At 60.5% G+C, this 23,568-nt stretch carries 22 protein-coding genes; 11 read left to right on the top strand and 11 right to left on the bottom strand.

Going from position 1 to position 23,568, the window contains the following annotated elements; genetic code table 11:
- Both livH and KZX66_RS25765 read right to left on the bottom strand, forming a co-directional pair.
- Positions 1 to 883 (bottom strand): high-affinity branched-chain amino acid ABC transporter permease LivH (livH, locus tag KZX66_RS25770; protein ID WP_248084022.1); only part of this gene is annotated, 883 nt, incomplete at its 3' end.
- Between the two features lie 229 nt (positions 884 to 1,112).
- Positions 1,113 to 2,240 carry a branched-chain amino acid ABC transporter substrate-binding protein gene (locus KZX66_RS25765; protein ID WP_248084021.1) on the bottom strand — a complete coding sequence of 376 codons (1,128 nt, stop codon included), beginning with the start codon at positions 2,238 to 2,240 and terminating at the stop codon, positions 1,113 to 1,115.
- A 341-nt stretch (positions 2,241 to 2,581) separates the two neighbouring features.
- On the opposite strand from KZX66_RS25765, the gene KZX66_RS25760 reads away from it, so the two are divergent.
- The gene (locus KZX66_RS25760) at positions 2,582 to 2,884 is read left to right on the top strand and encodes a DUF2288 domain-containing protein (protein ID WP_248084020.1); all 303 of its coding nucleotides are present in this window, start codon (positions 2,582 to 2,584) and stop codon (positions 2,882 to 2,884) included.
- Between the two features lie 260 nt (positions 2,885 to 3,144).
- Positions 3,145 to 4,236 carry a hypothetical protein gene (locus KZX66_RS25755; protein WP_248084019.1) on the top strand — a complete coding sequence of 364 codons (1,092 nt, stop codon included), beginning with the start codon at positions 3,145 to 3,147 and terminating at the stop codon, positions 4,234 to 4,236.
- 37 nt (positions 4,237 to 4,273) lie between these two features.
- On the opposite strand, the gene KZX66_RS25750 is transcribed toward KZX66_RS25755, so the two are convergent.
- Both KZX66_RS25750 and KZX66_RS25745 read right to left on the bottom strand, forming a co-directional pair.
- Entirely contained in the window at positions 4,274 to 6,448 is a 2,175-nt protein-coding gene (locus KZX66_RS25750) for a hypothetical protein (RefSeq protein WP_248084018.1), read from the bottom strand.
- Positions 6,449 to 6,909: 461 nt separating this feature from the next.
- Complete coding sequence (locus KZX66_RS25745; protein ID WP_248084017.1) at positions 6,910 to 7,275, bottom strand: YkgJ family cysteine cluster protein; 366 nt, start codon at positions 7,273 to 7,275, stop codon at positions 6,910 to 6,912.
- 252 nt (positions 7,276 to 7,527) lie between these two features.
- Between KZX66_RS25745 and KZX66_RS25740 the strand changes: the two genes are divergently transcribed.
- Positions 7,528 to 8,874 carry an MFS transporter gene (locus tag KZX66_RS25740; RefSeq protein ID WP_248084016.1) on the top strand — a complete coding sequence of 449 codons (1,347 nt, stop codon included), beginning with the start codon at positions 7,528 to 7,530 and terminating at the stop codon, positions 8,872 to 8,874.
- A 92-nt stretch (positions 8,875 to 8,966) separates the two neighbouring features.
- On the opposite strand, the gene rapA is transcribed toward KZX66_RS25740, so the two are convergent.
- Positions 8,967 to 11,813 carry an RNA polymerase-associated protein RapA gene (gene rapA / locus KZX66_RS25735; protein ID WP_248084015.1) on the bottom strand — a complete coding sequence of 949 codons (2,847 nt, stop codon included), beginning with the start codon at positions 11,811 to 11,813 and terminating at the stop codon, positions 8,967 to 8,969.
- Positions 11,814 to 12,032: 219 nt separating this feature from the next.
- Between rapA and KZX66_RS25730 the strand changes: the two genes are divergently transcribed.
- Positions 12,033 to 12,374, top strand: a complete 342-nt coding sequence (locus KZX66_RS25730) for an aspartate-semialdehyde dehydrogenase (protein ID WP_248084014.1) — start codon at positions 12,033 to 12,035, stop codon at positions 12,372 to 12,374.
- Here KZX66_RS25730 and KZX66_RS25725 read toward each other — a convergent pair.
- From KZX66_RS25725 to KZX66_RS25715, 3 genes are all read right to left on the bottom strand, one after another.
- Positions 12,371 to 13,552, bottom strand: a complete 1,182-nt coding sequence (locus KZX66_RS25725; RefSeq protein ID WP_248084013.1) for an aminotransferase class V-fold PLP-dependent enzyme — start codon at positions 13,550 to 13,552, stop codon at positions 12,371 to 12,373. The genes KZX66_RS25730 and KZX66_RS25725 overlap by 4 nt on opposite strands.
- Positions 13,549 to 14,019, bottom strand: coding sequence for a RidA family protein (locus tag KZX66_RS25720; protein ID WP_248084012.1), 471 nt, complete (start codon positions 14,017 to 14,019; stop codon positions 13,549 to 13,551). The genes KZX66_RS25725 and KZX66_RS25720 overlap by 4 nt, the downstream gene beginning before the upstream one ends.
- A gap of 90 nt (positions 14,020 to 14,109) precedes the next feature.
- Positions 14,110 to 14,982, bottom strand: a complete 873-nt coding sequence (locus tag KZX66_RS25715; RefSeq protein ID WP_248084011.1) for a LysR substrate-binding domain-containing protein — start codon at positions 14,980 to 14,982, stop codon at positions 14,110 to 14,112.
- Between the two features lie 100 nt (positions 14,983 to 15,082).
- Between KZX66_RS25715 and KZX66_RS25710 the strand changes: the two genes are divergently transcribed.
- Entirely contained in the window at positions 15,083 to 15,277 is a 195-nt protein-coding gene (locus KZX66_RS25710) for a hypothetical protein (protein WP_248084024.1), read from the top strand.
- A 143-nt stretch (positions 15,278 to 15,420) separates the two neighbouring features.
- Positions 15,421 to 15,537, top strand: a complete 117-nt coding sequence (gene ccoM, locus KZX66_RS26420; protein ID WP_017530457.1) for a cytochrome c oxidase subunit CcoM — start codon at positions 15,421 to 15,423, stop codon at positions 15,535 to 15,537.
- A 152-nt stretch (positions 15,538 to 15,689) separates the two neighbouring features.
- On the opposite strand, the gene KZX66_RS25705 is transcribed toward ccoM, so the two are convergent.
- From KZX66_RS25705 to KZX66_RS25695, 3 genes are all read right to left on the bottom strand, one after another.
- Positions 15,690 to 17,165 carry an inorganic phosphate transporter gene (locus KZX66_RS25705; RefSeq protein WP_248084010.1) on the bottom strand — a complete coding sequence of 492 codons (1,476 nt, stop codon included), beginning with the start codon at positions 17,163 to 17,165 and terminating at the stop codon, positions 15,690 to 15,692.
- A 312-nt stretch (positions 17,166 to 17,477) separates the two neighbouring features.
- Complete coding sequence (locus KZX66_RS25700; RefSeq protein WP_003172389.1) at positions 17,478 to 17,678, bottom strand: hypothetical protein; 201 nt, start codon at positions 17,676 to 17,678, stop codon at positions 17,478 to 17,480.
- 375 nt (positions 17,679 to 18,053) lie between these two features.
- Positions 18,054 to 18,242, bottom strand: a complete 189-nt coding sequence (locus tag KZX66_RS25695) for a hypothetical protein (protein WP_248084009.1) — start codon at positions 18,240 to 18,242, stop codon at positions 18,054 to 18,056.
- On the opposite strand from KZX66_RS25695, the gene pcaR reads away from it, so the two are divergent.
- The 5 genes from pcaR (at position 18,241) to pcaF (ending at position 23,553) form a co-directional block, all read left to right on the top strand.
- Entirely contained in the window at positions 18,241 to 19,083 is an 843-nt protein-coding gene (gene pcaR / locus KZX66_RS25690; protein ID WP_025855315.1) for a pca regulon transcriptional regulator PcaR, read from the top strand. The genes KZX66_RS25695 and pcaR overlap by 2 nt on opposite strands.
- Before the next feature lie 146 nt (positions 19,084 to 19,229).
- The gene (locus tag KZX66_RS25685; protein ID WP_248084008.1) at positions 19,230 to 20,570 is read left to right on the top strand and encodes an MFS transporter; all 1,341 of its coding nucleotides are present in this window, start codon (positions 19,230 to 19,232) and stop codon (positions 20,568 to 20,570) included.
- Positions 20,571 to 20,717: 147 nt separating this feature from the next.
- Positions 20,718 to 21,575: a CoA transferase subunit A gene (locus KZX66_RS25680; RefSeq protein ID WP_248084007.1), complete on the top strand. Its 858-nt coding sequence runs from the start codon at positions 20,718 to 20,720 to the stop codon at positions 21,573 to 21,575.
- A complete protein-coding gene (locus tag KZX66_RS25675) occupies positions 21,575 to 22,354 on the top strand; it encodes a CoA-transferase subunit beta (protein WP_248084006.1) in 780 nt (259 codons plus the stop codon). The genes KZX66_RS25680 and KZX66_RS25675 overlap by 1 nt, the downstream gene beginning before the upstream one ends.
- A complete protein-coding gene (gene pcaF, locus KZX66_RS25670; RefSeq protein WP_248084005.1) occupies positions 22,351 to 23,553 on the top strand; it encodes a 3-oxoadipyl-CoA thiolase in 1,203 nt (400 codons plus the stop codon). The genes KZX66_RS25675 and pcaF overlap by 4 nt, the downstream gene beginning before the upstream one ends.
- Positions 23,554 to 23,568: the final 15 nt, after the last annotated feature.

The following is a 23,568-nucleotide window of genomic DNA, read 5'->3' as shown; positions in this document are numbered from 1 at the left end:
GACGGAACAACAGCACCAGAACCAAGAGGCCGAACGCCACGACGTCCTTGTACTGGTCGCCGAAGATATCGGCACCAAAGGCCTCGGCCACACCCAGCACCAGCCCGCCGAGCATCGCGCCCGGAATGCTGCCGATGCCGCCCAATACCGCCGCGGTAAAGGCTTTGAGGCCCACCAGGAAACCGGCGTTGGGGTTGATCACGCCGTACTGCATGCTCAGCAGTACCGCCGCGACGGCTGCCAGCGCGGCACCGATCACGAAGGTCAGCGCAATGATGTTGTTGGTGTTGATGCCCAGCAGGTTGGCCATCTTGATGTCTTCAGCGCACGCCCGGCAGGCGCGGCCCAGACGGGAGCGGGAGATGAACAGGGTCAGGCCCAGCATGGCCACCAGGGTGACGACGAAGACCAGGATTTGCATGTAGGAAATCAGGACTTCTTCCGCGCCACCCGGACCGAAGGAGAAGCTCCCCGGAATCAGGTTGGGGATGGATTTATCCTTGGAGTCCTGGGACAGCAATACGGTGTTCTGCAGGAAAATCGACATGCCGATGGCGGAAATCAGCGGGATCAAACGGTTGCTGCCACGCAGGGGGCGGTAGGCAACGCGCTCGATACTGTAGCCATAGGCACTGGTTACGACGATCGACGCAAGGAACGCGGCGGTCATCAACAGCGGCAGGGAGTGGATACCCATCATGGCCAGCCCGGCAAGGGCGATGAAGGCCACGTAGGAACCAATCATGTACACCTCGCCATGGGCGAAGTTGATCATTCCAATGATGCCGTAAACCATTGTGTAGCCAATGGCTATCAAGGCATAGGTGCTGCCAATGGTCAGGCCATTAACCAGCTGTTGGAAAAAATGATAGATCTCAGGCATTACAGCGCTCCTAAAAACCCGATACGCATTTCACTGGTGGAGTCATGTTCCGGCCCTGGGCTGTGTTCTGTGAGCACATTTGCACAAAGCGTTTGCCAGCGAACCGCTGGTGACGGTTTTAAGATTTTCAGGTGAGCCAGCGCCCGGATCGCGGGTGACAGGCCCATAAACCTCGTAAAACAAAGCCCACTGCTTTCACAGTGGGCTTGTAGGACCAGTAACGCCTGGCTTACTGAGGGGAAACTTCGGTTTTAGGTTTGCCGAAGTGCCATTCGTAGACCACGAACTTGAAGTCCTTCAGGTCGCCCTTGGCGTCGAAGCTCAGATCGCCGGTAGGGGTCTTGAAGGTGCCCGCGCGGATGGCTTCGGCCACTTTGGCGGTGTCTTCGCTCTTGGCGGCTTTGATACCGCCGGCGATGACTTCAACAGCCGAGTAGGCCGGGAACACGAATGGACCGGTCGGGTCCTGCTTCTTCTTGGTGAACTCGTCAACGATGGCTTTGTTGGCCGGGTCGGTGTCGAAGGATTTAGGCAGGGTGACCAGCAGGCCTTCGGAAGCGCCTTGGGCGATTTGCGAGATGGAATCGTTGCCGACGCCTTCCGGACCCATGAACTTGGCATTCAGGCCTTTTTCCTTGGACTGGCGCAGGATCAGGCCCAGCTCAGGGTGGTAGCCGCCGTAGTAGACGAAGTCGACGTTGGCTTGCTTGAGCTTCTGGATGACCGAGGAGAAGTCCTTGTCACCGGCGTTCAGGCCTTCGAAGACGGCAACTTTCACGCCTTTCTTCTCAAGAGTCTGCTTGACCGCAGTGGCGATACCTTCACCGTATTGTTGCTTGTCGTGCAGCACCGCAACGATTTTCGGCTTGACGTGGTCGGCGATGTAGTTGCCGGCCGCCGGGCCCTGAGCGCTGTCCAGACCGATGGTGCGGAAAACCAGTTTGTAGCCTCGGGCGGTGATTTCCGGGCTGGTGGCAGCCGGGGTAATCATGATCACGCCTTCGTCTTCATAAATGTCGGACGCTGGCTGAGTGGAGCTGGAGCAGAGGTGACCGACCACGAACTTGACGCCGTCGTTGACCACTTTGTTGGCCACGGCAACCGCTTGTTTAGGATCGCAAGCGTCGTCGTATTCCTCGGCCTCGAGCATCTTGCCGTCGACGCCGCCCTTGGCGTTGATGTCGGCGATGGCCTGCTTGGCACCCATGAATTGCATGTCGCCGTACTGCGTTACAGGACCGGTCTTAGGACCGGCGATGCCGATCTTGATGGTGTCGGCTGCGAACGAATGGCCGGCAACCCCAGCCAGGACCATAGCGGCAAACAGTTTGGAAATCTGCTTAGTAGCCTTATTCATAGTGCTCCACTCTTACTGTTGTATTTTTTATAGTTCTAGCGGCCTTGTGAGCTGCAGAACCGGATCAGATATTTCGGATATCCCCCCGGCAGTGCCCTGGCAACTGTACCGGTACAGTGTAGAGCGCCGGTTGATCGCTTGAAAAGCTGGCTGCTGGGGGCAAAACCCGGACGTGTCGCATAAATGAAAGAAAAAGACAGAATGGCGGCGGGGTGATGCCAGACGTTCGGGCAATCCTTGGCTTTCCTGACACTTTCTCTCGGTGACTCAATTGCAACTGGGTTTTTCTGCCTGGGTTGCGACGTTATGATTGCGCCGATTTTTTTCCCAAGGTGAATCCCATGACACAAGAACCTAGCACCCTCTATGCCAAGCTGCTCGGTGAAACTGCCGAAATTTCCTGGAAGGAGCTTGAACCGTTCTTTGCCAAGGGTGCCCTATTGTGGGTCGACGCCGGCCTGGATTTGATCGAAGCCGCCGAGGGAATGGCCGAAGATAACCGCGAGAAAGTGGCTGCCTGGCTGGCCTCGGGTAGCCTGGCCGAAGTGTCTGCCACGCGGGCATTGGACCTGGTTGAGCGTGATCCGAGCCTGTGGGCGGTGGTGGTTTTGCCGTGGATTCTGATCCAGGAAAGGGCGGCGTAGGAATTCTCTGCACGAAAAAGGTGCATGTCATGCGCCCTTGCAAGTGTGTAGCGGAGTAACCGCCGACGCCGTGATGGCACCTTGCCGTAGAGAAAGGTCACAGGTGAGGGTGACGTTAACGTCACGGGAACAGTTTTGGCCGTGGCGAAACCGTCGGGGAATTGTTTCGAGGTGTTTATAGAAACCACAAGCTGTCAGATGGTTCCGTAGGAAGCAGCGAATTCCGGTAAAGTTCGCCGCCTGTTTAACTGGAGCTCGTCATGCAGCCTGCGCCGTCCTCTTTAGCGAACACTTCGCACCAGTTGCTCTACCTTATTTACGGCAGCCAAGACGTTTACCGGCGCGAAGCCAAATTCAGCATCCTCACCGCGCTCTCGCAACTTAAGCAGGGCGAGTCGTTGTGCATTCGCGTCATGACCGACCGCCCGCAGGACTACGTCGGCTGGCCTGTCGAGACCCTTGAACTGAGCCCGCAGACCCTTTCTCAATGGCAGGGCGACAATGGCTACCCCCATCGCCGCAAGGCATGCGCGATTGCCCAGGGCTTGACGCTTGCCGAAAAAACGCTGTTCGTTGATACCGATACGCTGTTCCTCAAATCCCCCCATCGCGTCTTCGAACTGATCGAGCCTGGCCAGTATGTGATGGATGAATTCGAGTACGACTGGAGCTACGTCTGCAAGCGTGCGGACTACCTTCAACTGGGCAAACACCTGCGTGCACATGGCATCACGGCCGACGCCAGCTTCAAGCTCTACAACAGCGGTCTGTGCGGTGTGCGCGCGACTGACGCGGCGCTGCTCGACACCTCGATCCGCTTGATTGACGAGTGGACTCAAGGCTCGTTCGATATCCACACCATCGAACAGATCGCGATTTCCTTCGCGATGCGTGACCAGAAAGTGCGCGAAGCCAGGAAGTTCGTGCATCACTACTATGCGGACAAGCGGTTTTTCCACGCTATGCAGGCTCATTTTTTCACGCAGTACGGCGAAGCGTTCACTGCTGAACTGGTCGAGCGTTGCCGGGAAGTGCCGCGTATCAAGCCTGTGCCATCCCCTTGGCAACGCTTGCTGATCAAATGGAAACTGCGCAATCAACGCAAGCATTTGAAAAAGGTCGGTCGCGACCTGCTCTACGGTAGCTCGGCGCCTGAGCACCCGTACTACCAAGTCTGCCGGCACGGCTGGTGGGAATCGGCCTCGAAGGAGATCGGCGGCTGGGATGAGGCTGAGCAGCGTGCGTTTTTTGGTGTGACCGACGCCGGTTGGCCGAAGCATCTGCCGCGGCCTGCAAAGCGCGCTGACGAAGAAACCATTATTGCGTTTCTGCGCCAGCGCCGGGTGCAGTGACAGACGCGACGGCGCCATGCAGCGCCGTCGCCATCGACTAGGCCGTCTTGCCGGTGTGGTTATTCAACGAAATAACCTTCGTCTTACCGATGCGGTGACGGTAAATCTCGCGCAAGTACTTGATCGCCTTCTTCACGCAATCCCGTGACAGACGAATGTCATTGATCGAGACAAACTTGTCTTTGTCGTTGATCAGCTCGCGGTACTTCTTCTCATACATCGGCTTGATCGCGTACCAGTTGGTATCGAGGATCTTCGCCGGGTTCTCGTACTCATTGAGCAGTTCGTCGATGCGCTCTTCGTCGAAGTCTTCGTGGATGATGAAGTCCAGGATCGAGTTGTCCAGGGTGTCGTCGAAGCGGTACGGGTTGCGGGCGAAGCAGCGCTTGATAAACGCCACGATGAGCGTCAGGAAGTCATCCGACAGGCATGGGCTTTTGGCGATCAGGGTGGTCAACGACAGGTTGGCCGACGCGCCGATTACCAGGGCGTAACGCTTGAGGGTGGTGTTGGGGAACAGGCTGTTGAGGTGGGTCTTGAGCCGGTTCAGGTCCATGTAGGACAGTTTGTAGTCCTTGGGCAGCGAGACGATGGACACCACCGACGAGCAGTTCTTGAAGAAGTGCAGGTCATGCAGCGCCGCCGCATCGTATCCCGAATTCTTGTACTGCTCCAAAGAGGCCTTGTAGCGCTTGGATTCGATCGGCAACAGGCTGATGCCTTCGATGGCCTGGGTGACTTTGTTGAAGTGCGGCAGGTCGATGGAGCGGAAGAACAGGTCGTCGATGTTCAGGCGCTGCGGTTCTTTTTCGAACACCTTGAACTTGTCGTTCGACGGCGCCGGGGTTTCCGGGACCACGGACTCAGCGTAGGCAATCGCCACCGGGCCGGCCAGGCTCATAAACAGGTCGTTGGCGTCCAGGCGGATGGTTTCGCCAATGTCGATACCGGCGCGGCGGAAATAGTTCTGGTCGTAGTCGGTGGTCACGGCCTGGGCGGTGAGGATGTTGAAAATCTGCTGGGAAATATACTGGTTGGCGTGTTTTTCCATGGCGTTGACATCAATGTTCTGGATGTTGCCGTCATCGCTTTCTTCGGCGTAGCGCATGATGTCGTTGGAGATCAGCATCATCGCGTTCCACGGACGGATGCGGCCTTTCACGCTGGCTTCGCTGCTGTCTTCGTTGGCGAAGTTGTACGAGAAATCCCATTCTTCCGACAGGTACTTGCACAGCAGTCGCCCGGCGTTGATGTGCAGCGCCTCGGACATTTCACTGCGATGATCGGAAATATTGGGCAACACGCAAATGCCGCTGGTGAAGATTGGTTCGAACACAAACGCATGGCCGCTCTTGCTGTCGTGCTCGTCGGCGGGTTTGGTGTCGAACGTTTTGTTCATGTACGAATGCTGCTGGGCCAGGCCAAACTCCGAAGCCATGCCCGAACCGGTACCGCCGCCGGCACTGAAGATCGAGAAGTACAGGCGCGATTGGTTGGCCTTGATCCCGCACGAGTCGATCAGGTACGAGTGGATCATCTTCCAGTCGGGGCTGGAAAAACGTTGGGTATCTTTGTTGAGGATGATCTTGGCCAGGTACTGGCCGAGGATCGGCGCGTTACCGGCGCCGCCGGCATGGACTTCCGACAGGTCCATGATTTTCATCTTGCTGTAGTCGCGCAGGAACCCGCTTTTTTCGCCCTTGCGCGAGAAGCGGATGCGCCCGGCGATGTCCTTGTCCAAGTCGCCCAGCATCACCAAAGGTTCCACCAGGAACACCGGTTTGCTGGCCTTGCCGCCGCCCAGGCGCAGGTTGTTGCGGATCCACTGGGCCGGGCTGTAGCCCTTGTCCAACGACTTATCTTCGTTACTGAATTCGTTCAGGTAGAACTTGCGCGCGTTGTACACCAGTTCCGCCACGTCCAGCGCGATGTTCGAACCGCAACGGCCCAGCCCGATCAAGCACACCGAGGGAAATTCCTGCTCGCTGCGATGCTGGTCGTCGACTTCCAGATGGGGCGGGCGCGGGAACACCATATCGCGCAGGCCATCGAGGTTATCGAGGATGCGGTCGGTATTGGTTTCGGTGAAATACAGGTATTGCTGGGTGGCCGGCGGGCGGGCGCTCAATGACTTTGAACCTGAGGGCATGTCCGCAGGAGCAGTGGGCAACACGTCGGATACCACGGTGGCAGATTTATTTTTAGAAGTCATTGTGCGCCATGTGCCTGGGCGGATGGCTGAAAAAATCAAAGGGCCATCACGGAATGGGTGTTCGCGACTTTGCAGTGCGTCCTTGTCCAGAACAGTCGGGCTCTGCCCTGTGTTCTCTGAGAAAACCTGGCCGGACTCTGATGAATCGGCCGTTTGTCGGCGATCTTTAGGTAAATGATGGCGTAATGCCAAAGAATCCGCGCCAGCGTATTGGCCGCACAATCGATGAGGGCATTGCGCGATCGGGGGCAGGCTCTCTCGGTAAAAGCGGTGCTTTGGGGGCTATCGTGCTGAACGGGTAGAGCGGGTCTATTTGAAGGGCATCGCCGTCAGGTTTGATCGTGACGACATGGCTTGAGGCGATGACCTACGACATCGAGTATAGAAGCCTTGCGGAATTTTCCACGGGCAATGGCACTTTGCCCTGAATGATGTTGGCATGCCCTCCATAGCGTTTAATGCTAAGCGCTGATGGGCAGCTCCAGCTCGAAAGGTGCCGGCAGTGGCGCCAGGCCAAATGCAGCGCGCGCCGTATCGCATTCCACGCTTTGCACCCCTTGGCTCCACGAAGCGTCGAACTCCCGGCAGGGGCTTGAGCGTTGCTCATAAATCGAGCAGCTCGTGGCTTTCCCCACTTCGCCCTCAAGGCTGCAGCAGCGCGCGGGTTTTTGGTCGGTACCGATCATCGCCACACGGGTGGGGTTGATCTGCACCACCAGTTCATCGGGCACCGTGCCCCCCGACGAGGCGCATTCGCCCCAGAAGAAAGACACGCGGAAGTATGAACAGCAGGCACCGCAACTCAGACACGGACTGGCTTCGGACATGGGCGTCATCGATAAGAAGGTAGGAATGGGGTGCTACGGGAAGGCTCGTCATTCTATCCGCGCCATGGCCATTGGGAAGGGGGGCGCGCACATATATTTTTGTCAGGAAAGTCCCGTAGCGCCGGACGAAATTACGTCCTATCAGCTTTACGAATCATTACAGACAACCGGGGGCCGCCTGACTATGTTGCAGGTACCTGAGCAGGATGCATCGGGCATCGCAGCTCTCATAACAATAAAAGAGACGGACCCATGCAGAACTCGACCCAAGCGGCGAATGCCTGGCGCATTCTGTTCCTGCTGTTCCTCGCCAACCTGTTCAATTTTTTCGATCGCACCATTCCCGCGATCATCATCGAACCCATCCGCATGGAATGGCACCTGAGCGACTTCCAGCTCGGCATCATCGGCACCGCCTTCACCATCGTTTACGCCATCGCCGGTCTGCCCCTTGGGCGTATGGCCGACACCGGCTCGCGCAGCAAACTGATGGGCTGGGGTCTGTTTGCCTGGAGCGGACTGACGGCCGTCAACGGCCTGGTGGGCAGTTTCTGGACGTTTTTGCTGGTGCGTATGGGCGTCGGTATCGGTGAAGCCAGCTATGCGCCGGCGGCTAACTCATTGATTGGCGATTTGTTCCCGGCACACCGTCGCGCCCGCGCCATGGGCATTTTCATGCTGGGCCTGCCGCTTGGCCTGCTGTTGGCGTTCTTTACCATTGGTGCGATGGTCAAGGCGTTCGACAGCTGGCGCGCGCCGTTCTTTATTGCGGCGGTGCCGGGGCTGATCCTGGCGGTGTTCATGTTCTATATCAAGGAACCCAAGCGCGGTGCGGCAGAGACCGTGCAGGTCTCCCAGGAGCGCGTCGACCGCCCGATCCGGCGCGTGCTGGCCGTGCCAACCTTCCTCTGGCTGGTGCTGGCCGGACTGTGTTTTAACTTCGCCACCTACGCGTGCAATTCGTTCCTGGTGCCGATGCTGCAACGCTATTTTTTGATGCCTTTGCAGGACGCGGCGGTGGCCACCGGTGTCATCGTCGGGTTGACCGGGCTGGTGGGCCTGACCTTAGGCGGATGGGTTGCCGACAAGATCCATCAGCGTGTCGCCAATGGCCGTCTGCTGTTTGCGGCATTCAGCCTGATCATCTCCACGGTCACCACCGCGTGGGCGTTGCATGCCGGGCGCGTCGAGATCGGCGTGTTTGTCGCATTGTTCAGCGTGGGCTGGCTGTTCGCTTATAACTTCTATACCTGCGTGTACACGGCGATCCAGGACGTGGTCGAGCCACGCCTGCGGGCCACGGCGATGGCGTTGTTTTTTGCCGGTCTGTACCTGTTGGGCGGGGGTATGGGGCCGATCGTGGTGGGCGGGTTGTCCGATCATTTTGCCCATTCGGCCATGTATGCGGCGGGGGCCGAGCAGATGACCGAGGCCTACAAGGCGGTGGGCTTGCACGACGCGATGTACCTGATTCCCGTGGCGCTGTTTTTGACCATGCTGTTTCTGTTCCAGGCGTCACGCAGTTTTGTGCGCGATGCCAAGCGCATGAAGGAGGGGTTGGTGGCAGTTGAGGCACCGGCTGCTGCCGCGACGGCATGAGACCGAGCTGACTCTTTCGCGAGCAAGCCCTTGAGACAAACGAAGAAGGCCCGCATACGCGGGCCTTCCTTATTAACGGGGCGGGGCGGTCATCAACCCGCCACTAACACCCGGATCGCTTCCAGTCGCAGCGCCGCTTTGTCGAGCATGGCCAGGCCTTGCTCGCGTTGGTTGCGCAGGGCGACCAGTTCGCTGTCACGCACGGTCGGGTTGACCGCTTGCAAGGCGCTCAGGCGTGCGAGTTCTTCGTCGGTGTCCGCTGCCAGGCGACGCTTGGCCTCGGCCACGCGCTCGGCGTGACGCGGGGTGATCTTCTCTTCACCGGCGTTGATGCGCGGCGTGAGTTGATCGCGCTGGGCCTGCACGAACTTGTTGGCGCTGGCCCGTGGCACGCTTTCGAGCTGATCGTTCAAGGTTTCGAACGACACGCGGCCCGACAGGTCATTGCCATTGGCGTCCAGCAGGCAGCGCAGCGCAGCCGGCGGCAGGTAGCGACCCAGTTGCAGCGCACGCGGTGCCACCACTTCACTGACGTAAAGCAGCTCCAGCAACACGGTGCCTGGCTTGAGCGCTTTGTTCTTGATCAGCGCCACGGCGGTGTTGCCCATGGAGCCGGACAGCACCAGGTCCATGCCGCCCTGCACCATCGGGTGTTCCCAGGTGATGAACTGCATGTCTTCGCGCGACAGCGCCTGGTTACGGTCGTAGGTGATGGTCACGCCTTCGTCGTCGCCCAGGGGGAAGCTGGCGTCGAGCATTTTTTCGCTTGGCTTGAGGATCAGCGCGTTTTCCGAATGGTCTTCGCTGTCGATGCCGAAGGCGTCGAACAGGGTTTCCATGTAGATCGGCAGGGCGAACTGATCGTCCTGCTCAAGGATGTCTTCGACCAGCGCATCGCCTTCACCCGCGCCGCCGGAATTAAGCTCCAGCAGGCGGTCGCGACCAGTGTGCAGTTCCTGCTCCAGGCGCTCACGCTCGGCGCGGGCTTCGTCGATCAGGGCTTGCCACTCGCCGTCGTCGGCGTTTTCCAGCAGCGGCAGCAGGCGCGGGCCGAACTGATGCTGCAAGGCGTTGCCGGTCGGGCAGGTATTGAGGAACGCGTTCAGCGCTTCGTGGTACCACTGGAACAGACGCTCTTGGGGGCTGGTTTCCAGGTACGGCACGTGCAGTTCGATCACATGTTTCTGGCCGATCCGGTCCAGACGGCCGATCCGCTGTTCCAGCAGGTCGGGGTGGGACGGCAGGTCGAACAGCACCAGGTGATGGGAGAACTGGAAGTTACGGCCTTCGGAGCCGATTTCCGAACAGATCAGCACTTGGGCGCCGAACTCTTCATCGGCAAAGTAGGCGGCGGCGCGGTCACGTTCGAGGATGTTCATGCCCTCGTGGAACACCGTGGCCGGGATGCCGGAGCGCACGCGCAGGGCGTCTTCCAGGTCCATCGCGGTCTCGGCGTGGGCGCAGATCACCAACACCTTGGTGCGCTTGAGCATTTTCAGCTGGTCGATCAGCCACTCGACCCGTGGGTCGAAGCGCCACCAGCGGTTTTCTTCTTCGATGTCCGGCTGCGACTGGAAGCTGACTTCCGGGTACAGCTCGGCGTGCTCCCCCAGCGGCAACTCCATGTATTCGTCCGGGTTTGGCAGCGGGTAGGCGTGCAGCTTGCGCTCCGGGAAACCCTGCACGGCGGCGCGGGTGTTGCGGAACAGCACACGGCCGGTGCCGTGGCGGTCGAGCAGTTCACGCACCAGGCGGGCGCTGGCTTCAGCGTCGCCATCGTTGACCGCGGTCAGCAGCGCTTCGCCTTCGTTGCCGAGGAAACCCTGGATGGTCTTGTGCGCCGCCGGTGACAGGCGGCCCTTGTCCAGCAGCTCCTGAACGGCCTCGGCCACCGGGCGATAGTTTTCGCTTTCGGCGCGGAAGGCCTGCAGGTCGTGGAAGCGGTTCGGGTCCAGCAGGCGCAGGCGCGCGAAGTGGCTGTCCTGGCCCAGTTGTTCCGGGGTCGCGGTGAGCAGCAGCACGCCAGGAATCACTTCGGCCAGCTGCTCGACCAGCGCGTATTCCGGGCTGGCTTTTTCTTCATGCCAGACCAGGTGGTGGGCTTCGTCGACCACCAGCAAATCCCAGCCGGCGGCAAACAGCGCGTCCTGGGCCTTCTCGTCGTCCACCAGCCACTCCAGTGCCACCAGTGCGAGCTGGGTGTCTTCGAAGGGGTTGGTGGCATCGCTTTCGATAAAGCGCTCTTCGTCGAACAGCGCGACTTGCAGGTTGAAGCGGCGGCGCATTTCCACCAGCCATTGGTGCTGCAGGTTTTCCGGGACCAGGATCAGCACGCGATTGGCGCGACCCGACAGCAACTGGCGATGGATCACCAGACCCGCTTCGATGGTCTTGCCCAGACCCACTTCGTCGGCCAGCAATACGCGCGGCGCGATACGGTCGGCGACTTCGCGGGCGATATGCAGTTGGTGCGCAATAGGTTGCGCACGCACGCCACCCAGGCCCCACAGCGAGGACTGCAACTGGCGGCTGGTGTGTTCCAGGGTGTGGTAGCGCAACGAGAACCAGGCCAGCGGGTCGATCTGGCCGGCGAACAGACGGTCGCTGGCCAGGCGGAACTGGATGAAATTGGAGAGTTGGGTTTCCGGCAGGGTGACCTGCTCGTTTTGCCCATTGAGGCCGTGGTAGACCAGCAGGCCGTCGACATCGTCGACTTCCTGCACGGTCATTTTCCAGCCTTCGAAATGGGTGATGGTGTCACCCGGCGAGAACCTCACGCGGGTGAGGGGCGCATTCCGTAGCGCATACTGGCGAGTGTCGCCAGTGGCCGGATAGAGCACGGTCAACAAGCGGCCGTCCTGTGCCAGAACGGTGCCTAACCCCAGCTCTGCTTCGCTGTCACTAATCCAGCGTTGCCCCGGTTGATACTGCTGCGCCATGCTGCCTGACTCCCGCCGTGAAAAAGCCGACTATCTTAACGGAACAAGGTCCCCAGCCAAAGGACTCTGAGAAAAACTACTCCGTTTGAGGGGAACGGTGAGCCGTGAATCGACAGGTGGCGGGCACTTGCGAGTGTCGACTGGGTCACAGGTTGGCGAGCTTGTGTTCAAGTCGCCCTGCGTCCCGCCGACAGCCTGTTGATCAGGAGAATTAAGATTATGTTGCCACCTATGCTGCCCGTCAGCGTTGTGCCGGTTACGTCACAACTGGACCCGGTACGCCAGAAGCCGGATATCCCGCCCGTTGTACCTGCGCAGGCGAGTTCCAGCGAAAGCACGATCGACCTGAAGAAGGGCGATGCCGAGCAGTCGACGTTTTTGCTGCGTGAAGAACAGCGTCGCCAGCAGGAGCAACAGAAACGCCGGCGCGAAGCCGATGAAGATCCTGACCAGCATCTGGCGATCCCCGGTGATCTGCTCAATGCCGACAACACCGTGCCCGTCGTGCCGTTGATCGAAGACGCACCGCGCCAAGGCTTGTGGGTGGACGTCGAGGTTTAACCGCGTAACTCCCGCAAGGCCGCCATCAGTGAGTCGATGTCGTGATCGTGGTTCAAGGGGCTCACCGAGATGCGCGCCACGCTGGTCAACCCGCGTGCCTGCATATCCAGCGGGGTATAGGCCACGCCGTTGGCGCCGATATTGATCCGCTGCAATCCCAAGCGTCGTTTCAGTTCGAACGCATCCCAACCGGCGAGGTTGAAGGCGATCAGGCCCGATTGGTGCGTGCCCAAGTCATACAGCGCAATACCTGGAATCTCACGCAAGGCTGTGCGTATGCGCGCGCCTGTCTGCGAGACGCGTTCCCACACCCGCTCAATCCCCAACTGATTGAGTTCCTGCAGGGCATTGCCCAGCCCCGCCAACAAAGCGAACGACACCTCGCTGGTCTCAAAACGCCGGGCGTCGTCGCGCAGGTCGAAGCCGTGGGCGCTCAATGGCGCTGAAAAAACATCGCGCCCGGCAGGCTGCAACTGCTCGAGAAACGCCGGTCGCACATACAGCAGCGCCGTGCCCCTTGGGCCGCGCAGGTGTTTGCGCCCGGCCGACTTGAGCACATCGCAGTGCAATGCCTGCACGTCCACCGGCAGTTGGCCGAGTGCCTGGCCGGCGTCGATGAAATAGGCAATGCCGTGGCGCTTGGCCACTTCGCCGATGGCCTGGGCGGGGTTGATCAGGCCGCCATTAGCCGGCAGCCAGGTCAGGTCGATCAGCTTCACGCGGGTATCGATCATCGCCTCCAACGCCTGCGGGCAGACCGCGCCGGTGGCATCGCAGGGGATGACCTCCACACGCGCACCGGCCTGCACGGCCAACTGCATGCTCGCCAGGTTGCCGCCCCATTCATGGCGCCCGACCAGGATGCGATCACCGGGGTGCCAAGGGCCCAAGGCCTGGAACGCGAGGTTCCAGGCGGTCGAGCCACTGCTGGCGAACGCCACTGAGGCGGCAGGCGCGTTAAGCAGGTACGCGGCGGCACGGCGGGCGTTTTCCATCAGCACAGCGCCGTGCTCGCCGGCCTCCATCGGGCCGTCGCGGGCTTCGCGGTGCAACTGATCGAGGATGGCATCGAGGGTCGCCTGGCTCGGCAGGGAGGCACCGGCATGGTTGAAATGCACGAGGCCGGATTGGCAGCCGGGCGTGGCCTGTCTGAGTCGTTGGACGTCGATCGGGCTCATGGGCGCAGCTCGAAAATCGCGTCAACCTCCACCGCCACGCCGCCCGGCAGGCTGGACACACCCACCGCCGTGCGGGCATGCCGGCCCTTTTCACCGAGGGCGTTGACCATCAGATTCGATGCGCCGTTGGCCACCGCACCCTGGCGCTGGAAGTCGGCGCCGCTGGCGATAAAAACCCCCAGGCGCAGGGTGCGCACCAGACGCGACAGGTCATCGCCCAGGGCATCGCTCAATTGCGCGAGCAAACCCAATGCGGCCAGTTCCGCCGCCTGTGTGCCTTCTTCTTCACTGAGCGATTCGCCCAAACGGCCCACATAGGCCGGCCGGCCGTCCAGCAGCGGGATTTGCCCGGAGATAAACAGCTGATTCTGGCTGAGTACATGGTTGACGTAGTTGGCAATCGGCTGGCTGGGGACGGGCAGCGTCAGGCCAAGGGCCTGTATGCGTTGGCGCAGGGAGTCGCTCATGGTCAATTCTCATGGGTGATGAGGGTTGAGCATGTTGGCCTGGAGGGGAGGTGACAAACGGATAGAACTCACGGGACCTATCGAAATAACTCACGCGTCGCGGCAGGCGTGTTTCAACCACTGGCCAAAGCACTCGGCCGCTTCACTGGCAGGGCCGTTGGGGGTGATCAGCCAATAGCCGATGTCACTGTGATAGGGCGGCCAGTCGAAGGCTTCGACCAGGCTGCCATCTTGCAGGCGGCGCTCGATCAAGCGTCGGCGGCCCATGGCGATGCCCTGGCCGGCCACGGCGGCTTCGACGACGATGTTGTAATCGTGCAGCATCACGCGCGGGTGGTGTTCGAGGTTGACGTGATAGTGCCTGGACCAGTCCGTCCACTCGAACGGCCGGTGTGAGGTGGCCATCAACAGCGGCGCGTTGTGCCGTTGGCCGGCCTTGAACGCTGGGCTGCACACCGGTGAAATCACTTCCGCCATCAGCCGGGTGGCCTGCACGTCAGGCCAATCCCCCTTGCCGTAACGAATGGCCAGGTCGACTTCGGCGGCGGCGACGTTGGCCAGTGGAATGGCGGGTAGCAATTCCACCTGGATATGCGGGTGGCGCTCGAGAAACCCGGCCAGGCGCGGAGCCAGCCACAACGCGGCGAAAGACGCCAGCAGGCCGATGCGCAGCACCGTGGCGCTGGGGGCCACCCGTTGCTCACGGGTGGCGGCGGCGATGGCGTCGAGCGCCGGGCGGATGTGGGCGTAGTACTGCTGGCCGTCGGCCGTCAGATCAATGGCGCGGGTGCGTCGGATAAACAGCGGTTTTCCGAGAAAGGCTTCGAGTTTATGCACCTGATGGCTAAGGGCGCTCTGGGTGACCGACAGCTCATGGGCTGCCTTGATAAAACTCAAGTGGCGCGCCACGGCCTCAAAGGCGCGCAGGGCCAGCAATGGCGGAAGATCCTTATGCAGTGCCACCTGAATGCGCCTCCTGGGCAAGCTCGAGAGCGCCGATTTTGGGCGACGGCCTGCCTTTTGTCGCGCGCTGATTTGCCGTCGGGCAGAGGAGGCCGCATTATTGGCGCATTCTCGCCACGACGTAAGCCAAGCCATGAGTGATGACGACAAACTGATCGACCTGAATGCCGAACGCGCCAAGCGCGTGCATGACCTCAATGACAAACGCCTGAATGAAGTGCGCCAAGCGTTCGAACAAGCGATGCCGTTGGGAAAAGCCAAGAAGAAATCGAAAAACAAACCTAAAAAGCGTTGAACTGACCTGCATCCATTGACGCAGGTCAGTTATTTCCCTTCTTTACGCCCCGTTGCGGGCGACATTGATCCCCGTCAATTTTCCAATCCGCCTTCTCCATTAACTTAGCCCTATCGCAACAGGGCAAGCACAGGAGGCCGGTCATGTTTATCGATAATGTGGTGTTCGCCGGAGTGCTGACCGTAAGCCTCATGGTGCTGTTTTTTGTAGGGTTTGGATTTTTTATCTGGAAAGACGCGAACAAGCGTAAAAAACCATAGGTTTTTCCGGGTTACATGAGCACGCAAGGCATTTTGGGCGACTTCGGTCGCCCTTTTTTTTGCTTGCGATTTAATCCCTTTTGATAAAACCGGTGCATAAAAAAAGGTGCGGTCCTCAGTGAGGCCGCACCTTGTTCTTCAGCGACTGGCTATCAGTTGCCGAGTGCCTTCGAGGCCAACCAGAACAACCCGGCCGACAGGCCGACGGTCGCGGGCAGGGTCAGCACCCAGGCCATCAGGATGGTCTTGACGGTGCCGCCTTGCAGGCCGCTCTTGTTGGCGACCATGGTGCCGGCCACACCGGAAGACAGCACATGGGTGGTGGATACCGGCAGGGCGAAGATGTTGGCAAAGCCAATCATGGTGGCGGTGGTGATTTGCGCCGACATGCCTTGGGCGTAGGTCATGCCCTGCTTGCCGATCTTCTCACCGATGGTCAGCACCACACGCTTCCAGCCCACCATGGTGCCCAGGCCCAAGGCCAGTGCGACAGCGAGGATCACCCAGAACGGTGCGTACTCGGTAGTGGCGGTCAGGTCTTTGCGCAGCTTGTCCAGGTCCGCCTTCTCGCGCGCATCCAGGCCTGGCAGCTTGCCGACTTTCTTCGCGGTGTCGTCCAGGCAAAGCAGGTAGCGACGCACTTCGATCCGCTGGTCCGAGGTCAGTGAATGGTAGTCGGAGACGCCTTTCAATGTGCTGACGAGCGCGTTGATGGTGGGTTCGGTCTGCTGTGGATTGCACTGGAACTTGCCTGGCAGATCGTCCTTCACGCTTTTGCCCAGTGCCAGGAACTCGCCGAGCGTGGCGTTATTGCGCTGGTAGAACTGGCTCAAATGCACGGTAGCGTCGCGGGTGCGCTCGATCTGGTAAGTGGTGCTGCCCAGGTCGAGTACGAACTGCGCCGGCACGATGCCGATCAGCACCAGCATGATCAGGCCGATACCTTTCTGACCGTCGTTGGAGCCGTGCACGAAACTCACGGCCATGGCGGAAATCACCAGGACCAGGCGGTTCCAGAACGGTGGGTGCTTCTTGTCGTCGAGCTTGCGGCGCTGGTCCGGGGTCTTGTGCATCTTCGACAGCGGGCGCCACCACTTCAGGCCGATCAGCACCAGGGCTGCGACCAGGAAACCGGCCATCGGCGAGAACACCAGGGAAGCCCCGATATCAATCGCCTTCTGCCAGTTCACGCCGTCAGCCAGCGGGATATCGTTGATCAGGGCGTTGGCCAGGCCGACACCAAGGATCGAGCCGATCAGCGTGTGCGAACTGGAGGCGGGGATGCCGAAGTACCACGTGCCCAGGTTCCAGGTAATCGCCGCCGCCAATAAAGAGAAGACCATGGCCAGACCGTGGCCGGTGTTCACATTGATCAGCAACTCCACCGGCAGCAGGTGCACGATGGCGTAGGCGACACCGACACCACCGAGCAACACGCCGAGGAAGTTGAACACCCCGGAGAAGAACACGGCCAGATGCGGCGGCATGGCTTTGGTATAGATGACTGTGGCCACCGCATTAGCGGTGTCATGAAAGCCATTGATGAACTCGAAGGCGAGGACAAAGGCCAGGGCGAGCAACAGGCTCACGAGAACCCAAGCATCCAGTCCGCTGAATAAATCGATCATGAAGGTTTTCTGACCCGGTCGTAAGGGGGCGCGATTATGCCAGAAAACCTCAGTAATCGATGCACTAGCTGCTCATCGGTAACAATCTTCACTGAAAAAAGCCGGCCAAAAGCGGGCCATCCCTGGGTTTTCGGGGCTTGGGCAAGTCTTTGATTTATAAAGCAGGGGGGTAAAAAGGCAGGGTTTTGTCATCAAAACGTCATGCCTGAAACATTTGTATGAAATTTTACCGGCGACCGAGGGGGGCAGGGCGGTCGACCAATGGCTATGCGCCATTGGTCGAAGCATGACCCTGGACTCAAATCCAAACGCTTATGGCTCTTCGGCTTTGAGTTCCTGTTCAATCTTTTGGATTTCCTGGGCAAATGCCTGGTCGAGCAGACTGGCTCGTTTACGCCATGGTTTGCGTTCAGGTTCCGGCTGGGCGGCGTAGGTGGTGACTTCCCCGCCGTAAACGTCCTTGTAACGTTGCTCCTGGCGCTCAAGTTCCGCGCGCAGTTCATCTTTCGTCACAGTGTTACCTAATTGAGTTGAGTGTGTAATGACAGCACAGCGTTATGCCTGAATCTCGCGCTCACAGTGTGCAAAGTTGAACCATTGGGCTGTTCAACATTTAAAAGTGAGAACTGCGTATCAGGGGAGCCATTGAAGGCCGTTAGTTGCGACCGCCGATGCCGTGAAGGTGCATGGCGTGGCGAGCGTTGTTCCTGATAACGAAACGGCTGCGCGTGCACAGGGTGCATTATAGCGGCGCGTTTGAATAACACTATCGGCATAAAGTTAAAAAGCGTCAACTTTGTGTGTGAGTTTTGTTACGCAGACGCGTCGGTAAGTGCAGAAAAACTGGCGTCATAAATTTCGCGGAACGTGAGCCGTTAAAACGTCGCATTAACTTTGCAGCGGCGGCAGCGATTTTTCCACGCGTTGCCCGCGCTCGTTCGCCAATTGCGATAATCGACGGCGCGTCCGATAATCGCCCAATGTCGCGGCTGCTGCCTTGTGCACCACGTCCGACGCGGCTTGTAATAGCAGCCCAATCCCCCAGTGGTTGAAAATAAGAGAATAGGAAACCCTCATGAACGATCAATTGCGCAACTCTTTCGCGTCAGTAGCGCCGCCGATCGTTGCCTCTCCGGCCAAGCGCATCCAGGCGTTTACCGGTGATCCGGATTTCATGACCTCCCTGGCCCGTGGCCTGGCCGTGGTGCAGGCGTTCCAGGAGCGCAAGCGTCACCTGACCATCGCCCAGATCAGCCACCGCACCGAAATCCCGCGCGCCGCCGTGCGCCGTTGCCTGCATACCTTGATCAAACTCGGTTACGCCACCACCGATGGGCGTACCTATTCACTGCTGCCCAAGGTGCTGACCCTGGGCCACGCCTACCTGTCGTCGACACCGCTGGCCGTGTCGGCTCAGCCCTACCTCGATCGTATGAGCGAGCAACTTCATGAGGCCTGCAACATGGCCACTCTTGAAGGTGACGACATCCTCTACATCGCTCGTTCGGCCACCACCCAGCGCCTGATTTCCGTGGACCTGTCGGTGGGCGGGCGGTTGCCGGCCTATTGCACTTCCATGGGGCGCATTCTGCTTGCCGCGCTGGACGACGCGTCGCTGCAGGACTACCTCGACCACGCTGACCTGCAAACCAAGACCAGCCGCACCCTCACCACCCCCGAAGCCTTGTTCGAATGCCTGCAACAAGTGCGTCAGCAGGGCTGGTGCATCGTCGACCAGGAACTGGAGCAAGGCCTGCGTTCTATTGCCGTGCCGGTGTATGACGCGTCGGGCCAGGTCCTGGCGGCGCTGAACGTCAGCACCCACGCCGGACGGGTGAGTCGCAGCGAGTTGGAACAGCGCTTCCTGCCGAGCATGCTCAGCGCCAGCCGTGAGCTGAGTGCACAGCTGTTTGCTTAAGCTGTTCGGTGACCGCACAGATCCCGGCGTGATCAATTGACGCTGTTTCCCAAGGCTTATTACTGTGCGGCAGCGCGCTTGCACGCGCCTCCAATAAGAATGACGGCCTCAGGCCGTCGGCCCGCCATCGGTGTGGAATAAGAATAATGAATCAGCCCTCTGTCGGTACCTCCCTGGACGTACAGTCCTTTATCAACGCCCAGCCACTGTCGCGCTACCAATGGCGTGTGGTGATCCTGTGTTTTCTGATTGTGTTCCTTGATGGCCTCGACACCGCTGCCATGGGCTTTATCGCGCCTGCGCTGTCCCAGGACTGGGGTATCGACCGCGCCAGCCTCGGCCCGGTGATGAGCGCGGCGTTGATCGGCATGGTGTTCGGCGCACTGGGCTCCGGCCCGTTGGCCGACCGTTTTGGCCGCAAAGTCGTGCTGGTGGGCGCGGTACTGGTGTTCGGCGCCTTCAGTCTGGCGTCGGCCTACAGCAGCAACGTCGATCAACTGCTGGTGCTGCGCTTCCTCACCGGGCTGGGGCTGGGGGCAGGGATGCCCAACGCGACTACGCTGCTGTCCGAATACACCCCTGAGCGCCACAAGTCGCTGCTGGTCACCAGCATGTTCTGCGGCTTCAACCTGGGCATGGCCGGCGGCGGATTTATCTCGGCCAAGCTCATCCCTGCGTTCGGCTGGCACAGCCTGTTGCTGATCGGCGGCATCCTGCCGTTGATCCTGACGGTGGTGCTGCTGGTATGGCTGCCAGAGTCCGCGCGTTACTTGGTGGTGCGCAACCGGGGTACCGACAAGGTGCGTAAAACCCTGTCACCGATCGCGCCGAGCATTGTTGCGCAGGCCAGCAGTTTCAGCGTGCCCGAGCAAAAAACCGTGAAGGCCCGCAACGTGTTTGCGGTGATTTTCTCCGGCACCTACAGCGCCGGCACCTTGCTGCTGTGGCTCACCTACTTTATGGGCCTGGTGATTGTGTACCTGCTCACCAGCTGGCTGCCGACCCTGATGCGTGACAGCGGCGCGAGCATGGAACAGGCCGCGTTTATCGGCGCGTTGTTCCAGTTCGGCGGGGTGTTGAGCGCGGTCGGCGTGGGTTGGGCGATGGACCGCTTCAATCCCCACAAGGTCATCGGCACCTTCTACCTGCTGGCCGGGGTGTTTGCCTACGCGGTCGGGCAGAGCCTGGGCAACATCACGCTGCTGGCCACCCTGGTGCTGATTGCCGGGATGTGTGTCAACGGTGCGCAATCGGCGATGCCGTCCCTGGCCGCACGCTTCTACCCGACCCAAGGCCGCGCCACCGGCGTGTCGTGGATGCTCGGTATCGGACGTTTCGGCGCGATTCTCGGTGCCTGGATGGGGGCGACCCTGCTGGGTCTGGGCTGGAACTTCGAGCAGGTGCTCACGGCCTTGGTGATCCCGGCTGCCTTGGCGACTGCCGCAGTGGTCATCAAGGGCATGGTCAGCCACGCGGATGCGACCTGAGGTTGATTGATAGCTTGCCAACAATCGGTTCGATAATCGAACGGTTAGTCGATTATCGGATTGTTTGGCCTAAGGGCCCGGCTTAATCTTCAAGCTGTTCGGCGCCACCTCAGCGCCTTTTTCGATCAACACCGGGAGCCCAACCCCATGGCTGAAATTCTCACCCTGCGTGATGCGGTCAAGCGCTTCGTGAACGACGGCGATACCGTCGCCCTCGAAGGTTTTACCCATCTGATCCCTACTGCCGCAGGCCACGAAATCATTCGTCAGCGCAAGAAAGACCTGACGCTGGTGCGTATGACGCCTGACCTGGTTTACGACCAGTTGATCGGCGCCGGCTGCGCCCGCAAGTTGATTTTCTCCTGGGGCGGCAACCCTGGTGTGGGCTCCCTGCATCGCCTGCGTGACGCGGTTGAAAAACAATGGCCGCAGCCGCTGGAGATCGAAGAACACAGCCACGCCGACCTGGCCAATGCTTACGTCGCCGGCGCTTCGGGCCTGCCGTTCGCGGTGCTGCGTGCCTACGCTGGCTCCGACCTGCCCAAGGTCAACCCGCTGATCAAAAGCGTGACCTGCCCGTTTACCGGCGAAGTGCTGGCGGCGGTGCCGTCGGTACGCCCGGACATCACCGTGATCCATGCGCAGAAAGCCGACCGCAAGGGCAACGTGCTGCTCTGGGGCATCCTCGGCGTGCAGAAAGAAGCGGCCCTGGCGGCCAAGCGTTGCATCGTCACCGTGGAAGAAATCGTCGACGACCTGAATGCCCCGATGAACAGCTGCGTCCTGCCCACCTGGGCCCTGACCGCGGTATGCCATGTACCCGGTGGCGCACACCCGTCCTACGCTCACGGTTACAACGAACGCGATAACCGCTTCTACCAGGCGTGGGACCCGATTGCCCGCGACCGTGGGACCTTTACCGCCTGGATTGACGAATACATCCACGGCACTGCCGACTTCAGTGAATTCCAGGCCAAACTGGCCACCGCGCAGGAGGCCAAGTAATGGCTTACTCGACCAATGAAATGATGACCGTCGCCGCCGCGCGCCGCCTGAAGAACGGTTCGGTGTGCTTCGTGGGCATCGGCTTGCCGTCGAAAGCGGCCAACCTGGCGCGCCTGACGTCGTCGCCCGATGTGGTGCTGATCTACGAGTCCGGCCCGATTGGCGCCAAGCCTTCGGTACTGCCGCTGTCCATCGGTGACGGCGAGCTGGCGGAAACCGCCGACACCGTGGTGCCGACCGGTGAGATCTTTCGCTACTGGCTGCAGGGCGGGCGTATCGACGTCGGGTTTCTCGGCGCGGCCCAGGTCGACCGTTTCGGCAATATCAACACCACCGTGGTCGGTGACTATCACCAGCCCAAGGTGCGCCTGCCGGGTGCCGGTGGCGCGCCGGAGATCGCCGGTTCCGCCAAGAGCGTGCTGATCATACTTAAACAGTCGTCCCGTTCGTTTGTCGACAAGCTGGACTTCATCACTTCCGTGGGCCACGGCGAAGGCGGCGATTCACGCAAGCGCCTGGGCCTGCCGGGCGCAGGTCCGGTGGGCATCATCACCGACTTGTGCATCATGGAGCCGGAAGAGGGCACCCACGAATTTGTGGTCACCGCCCTGCACCCCGGCGTGACGCGCGAACAAGTTGTGGCGGCCACCGGCTGGGCCATCCGCTTTGCCGACCACGTAGACACCACCGCCGAACCCACTGAGGTTGAGCTGACCGCCCTGCGGGACCTCGAAGCCCGCACGGCCGCCGCCCATGGCCAGGCACCAGGAGAAGCATGATGCGTGAGGTATTTATCTGTGATGCCGTTCGCACGCCCATCGGCCGTTTCGGCGGTGGCCTGGCCACCGTGCGCGCCGATGACCTGGCGGCGGTGCCGATCAAGGCGCTGATGGAGCGCAACCCGTCGGTGCAGTGGAGCGCGGTGGATGAGGTGTTTCTCGGCTGCGCCAACCAGGCCGGCGAAGACAACCGTAACGTCGCCCGCATGGCGCTGTTGCTCGCGGGGCTGCCGGAGAGTATTCCCGGCGTGACTCTTAACCGCTTGTGCGCCTCGGGCATGGACGCGATCGGTACTGCATTCCGTGCCATCGCCAGCGGCGAAATGGAGCTGGCGATTGCCGGCGGTGTCGAGTCGATGTCCCGCGCGCCGTTCGTGATGGGCAAGGCCGACGCTGCGTTTTCGCGCAACATGAAGCTGGAAGACACCACCATCGGTTGGCGCTTTATCAACCCGTTGATGAAGGCCCAATACGGCGTGGATGCGATGCCGCAGACCGCCGATAACGTGGCCGACGATTACAAGGTGTCCCGTGCCGACCAGGATGCCTTCGCCCTGCGCAGCCAGCAACGCACCGCGGCCGCGCAAGCGGCCGGGTACTTCGCTGAAGAAATCGTGCCGGTGCGGGTTGCCCATAAAAAAGGCGAAACCGTGGTGGAGCATGACGAGCATCCCCGCGACACCACTCTCGAAGCGCTGGCCAGGCTCAAACCGGTCAATGGCCCCGACAAGACGGTCACCGCCGGCAACGCGTCAGGTGTCAATGATGGCGCCGCCGCGCTGATTCTCGCCTCGGCCGAAGCGGTCAAGAAACATGGGCTTACCGCCCGCGCCCGGGTATTGGGCATGGCCAGTGCCGGTGTCGCCCCGCGTGTGATGGGCATTGGTCCGGTGCCGGCGGTGCGCAAACTGGTGGAACGCCTGGGCCTGGCGGTCACCGATTTTGACGTGATCGAACTCAACGAAGCCTTCGCCAGCCAAGGCCTGGCGGTGCTGCGCGAACTGGGCATTGCCGACGACGCGCCGCAGGTCAACCCGAACGGCGGCGCCATCGCCCTCGGCCACCCCCTGGGGATGAGCGGTGCGCGGCTGGTCATGACCGCCCTGCATCAGTTGGAAAAGACCGGCGGCGGCAAGGGGCTGGCGACCATGTGTGTGGGCGTCGGCCAAGGCTTGGCCCTGGCGATTGAACGCATCTAATAAGAGAGGACTGCT

The sequence above is a fragment of the Pseudomonas sp. EYE_354 genome (assembly GCF_023148575.1).
Lineage (GTDB): Bacteria > Pseudomonadota > Gammaproteobacteria > Pseudomonadales > Pseudomonadaceae > Aquipseudomonas.
The sequence above is the reverse complement of the archived record's forward strand: the minus strand, read 5'-3'. Positions and strand labels throughout refer to the sequence as shown.

Bases quoted from the DNA above. Each gene is read 5' to 3' on its own strand.
- KZX66_RS25765 (WP_248084021.1), bottom strand. From the start codon at position 2,240: ATGAATAAGGCTACTAAGCAGATTTCCAAACTGTTTGCCGCTATGGTC.
- KZX66_RS25760 (WP_248084020.1), top strand. From the start codon at position 2,582: ATGACACAAGAACCTAGCACCCTCTATGCCAAGCTGCTCGGTGAAACT.
- KZX66_RS25755 (WP_248084019.1), top strand. From the start codon at position 3,145: ATGCAGCCTGCGCCGTCCTCTTTAGCGAACACTTCGCACCAGTTGCTC.
- KZX66_RS25750 (WP_248084018.1), bottom strand. From the start codon at position 6,448: ATGACTTCTAAAAATAAATCTGCCACCGTGGTATCCGACGTGTTGCCC.
- KZX66_RS25745 (WP_248084017.1), bottom strand. From the start codon at position 7,275: ATGTCCGAAGCCAGTCCGTGTCTGAGTTGCGGTGCCTGCTGTTCATAC.
- KZX66_RS25740 (WP_248084016.1), top strand. From the start codon at position 7,528: ATGCAGAACTCGACCCAAGCGGCGAATGCCTGGCGCATTCTGTTCCTG.
- rapA (WP_248084015.1), bottom strand. From the start codon at position 11,813: ATGGCGCAGCAGTATCAACCGGGGCAACGCTGGATTAGTGACAGCGAA.
- KZX66_RS25730 (WP_248084014.1), top strand. From the start codon at position 12,033: ATGTTGCCACCTATGCTGCCCGTCAGCGTTGTGCCGGTTACGTCACAA.
- KZX66_RS25725 (WP_248084013.1), bottom strand. From the start codon at position 13,552: ATGAGCCCGATCGACGTCCAACGACTCAGACAGGCCACGCCCGGCTGC.
- KZX66_RS25720 (WP_248084012.1), bottom strand. From the start codon at position 14,019: ATGAGCGACTCCCTGCGCCAACGCATACAGGCCCTTGGCCTGACGCTG.
- ccoM (WP_017530457.1), top strand. From the start codon at position 15,421: ATGTTTATCGATAATGTGGTGTTCGCCGGAGTGCTGACCGTAAGCCTC.
- KZX66_RS25705 (WP_248084010.1), bottom strand. From the start codon at position 17,165: ATGATCGATTTATTCAGCGGACTGGATGCTTGGGTTCTCGTGAGCCTG.
- pcaR (WP_025855315.1), top strand. From the start codon at position 18,241: ATGAACGATCAATTGCGCAACTCTTTCGCGTCAGTAGCGCCGCCGATC.
- KZX66_RS25695 (WP_248084009.1), bottom strand. From the start codon at position 18,242: ATGAGGGTTTCCTATTCTCTTATTTTCAACCACTGGGGGATTGGGCTG.
- KZX66_RS25685 (WP_248084008.1), top strand. From the start codon at position 19,230: ATGAATCAGCCCTCTGTCGGTACCTCCCTGGACGTACAGTCCTTTATC.
- KZX66_RS25680 (WP_248084007.1), top strand. From the start codon at position 20,718: ATGGCTGAAATTCTCACCCTGCGTGATGCGGTCAAGCGCTTCGTGAAC.
- KZX66_RS25675 (WP_248084006.1), top strand. From the start codon at position 21,575: ATGGCTTACTCGACCAATGAAATGATGACCGTCGCCGCCGCGCGCCGC.
- pcaF (WP_248084005.1), top strand. From the start codon at position 22,351: ATGATGCGTGAGGTATTTATCTGTGATGCCGTTCGCACGCCCATCGGC.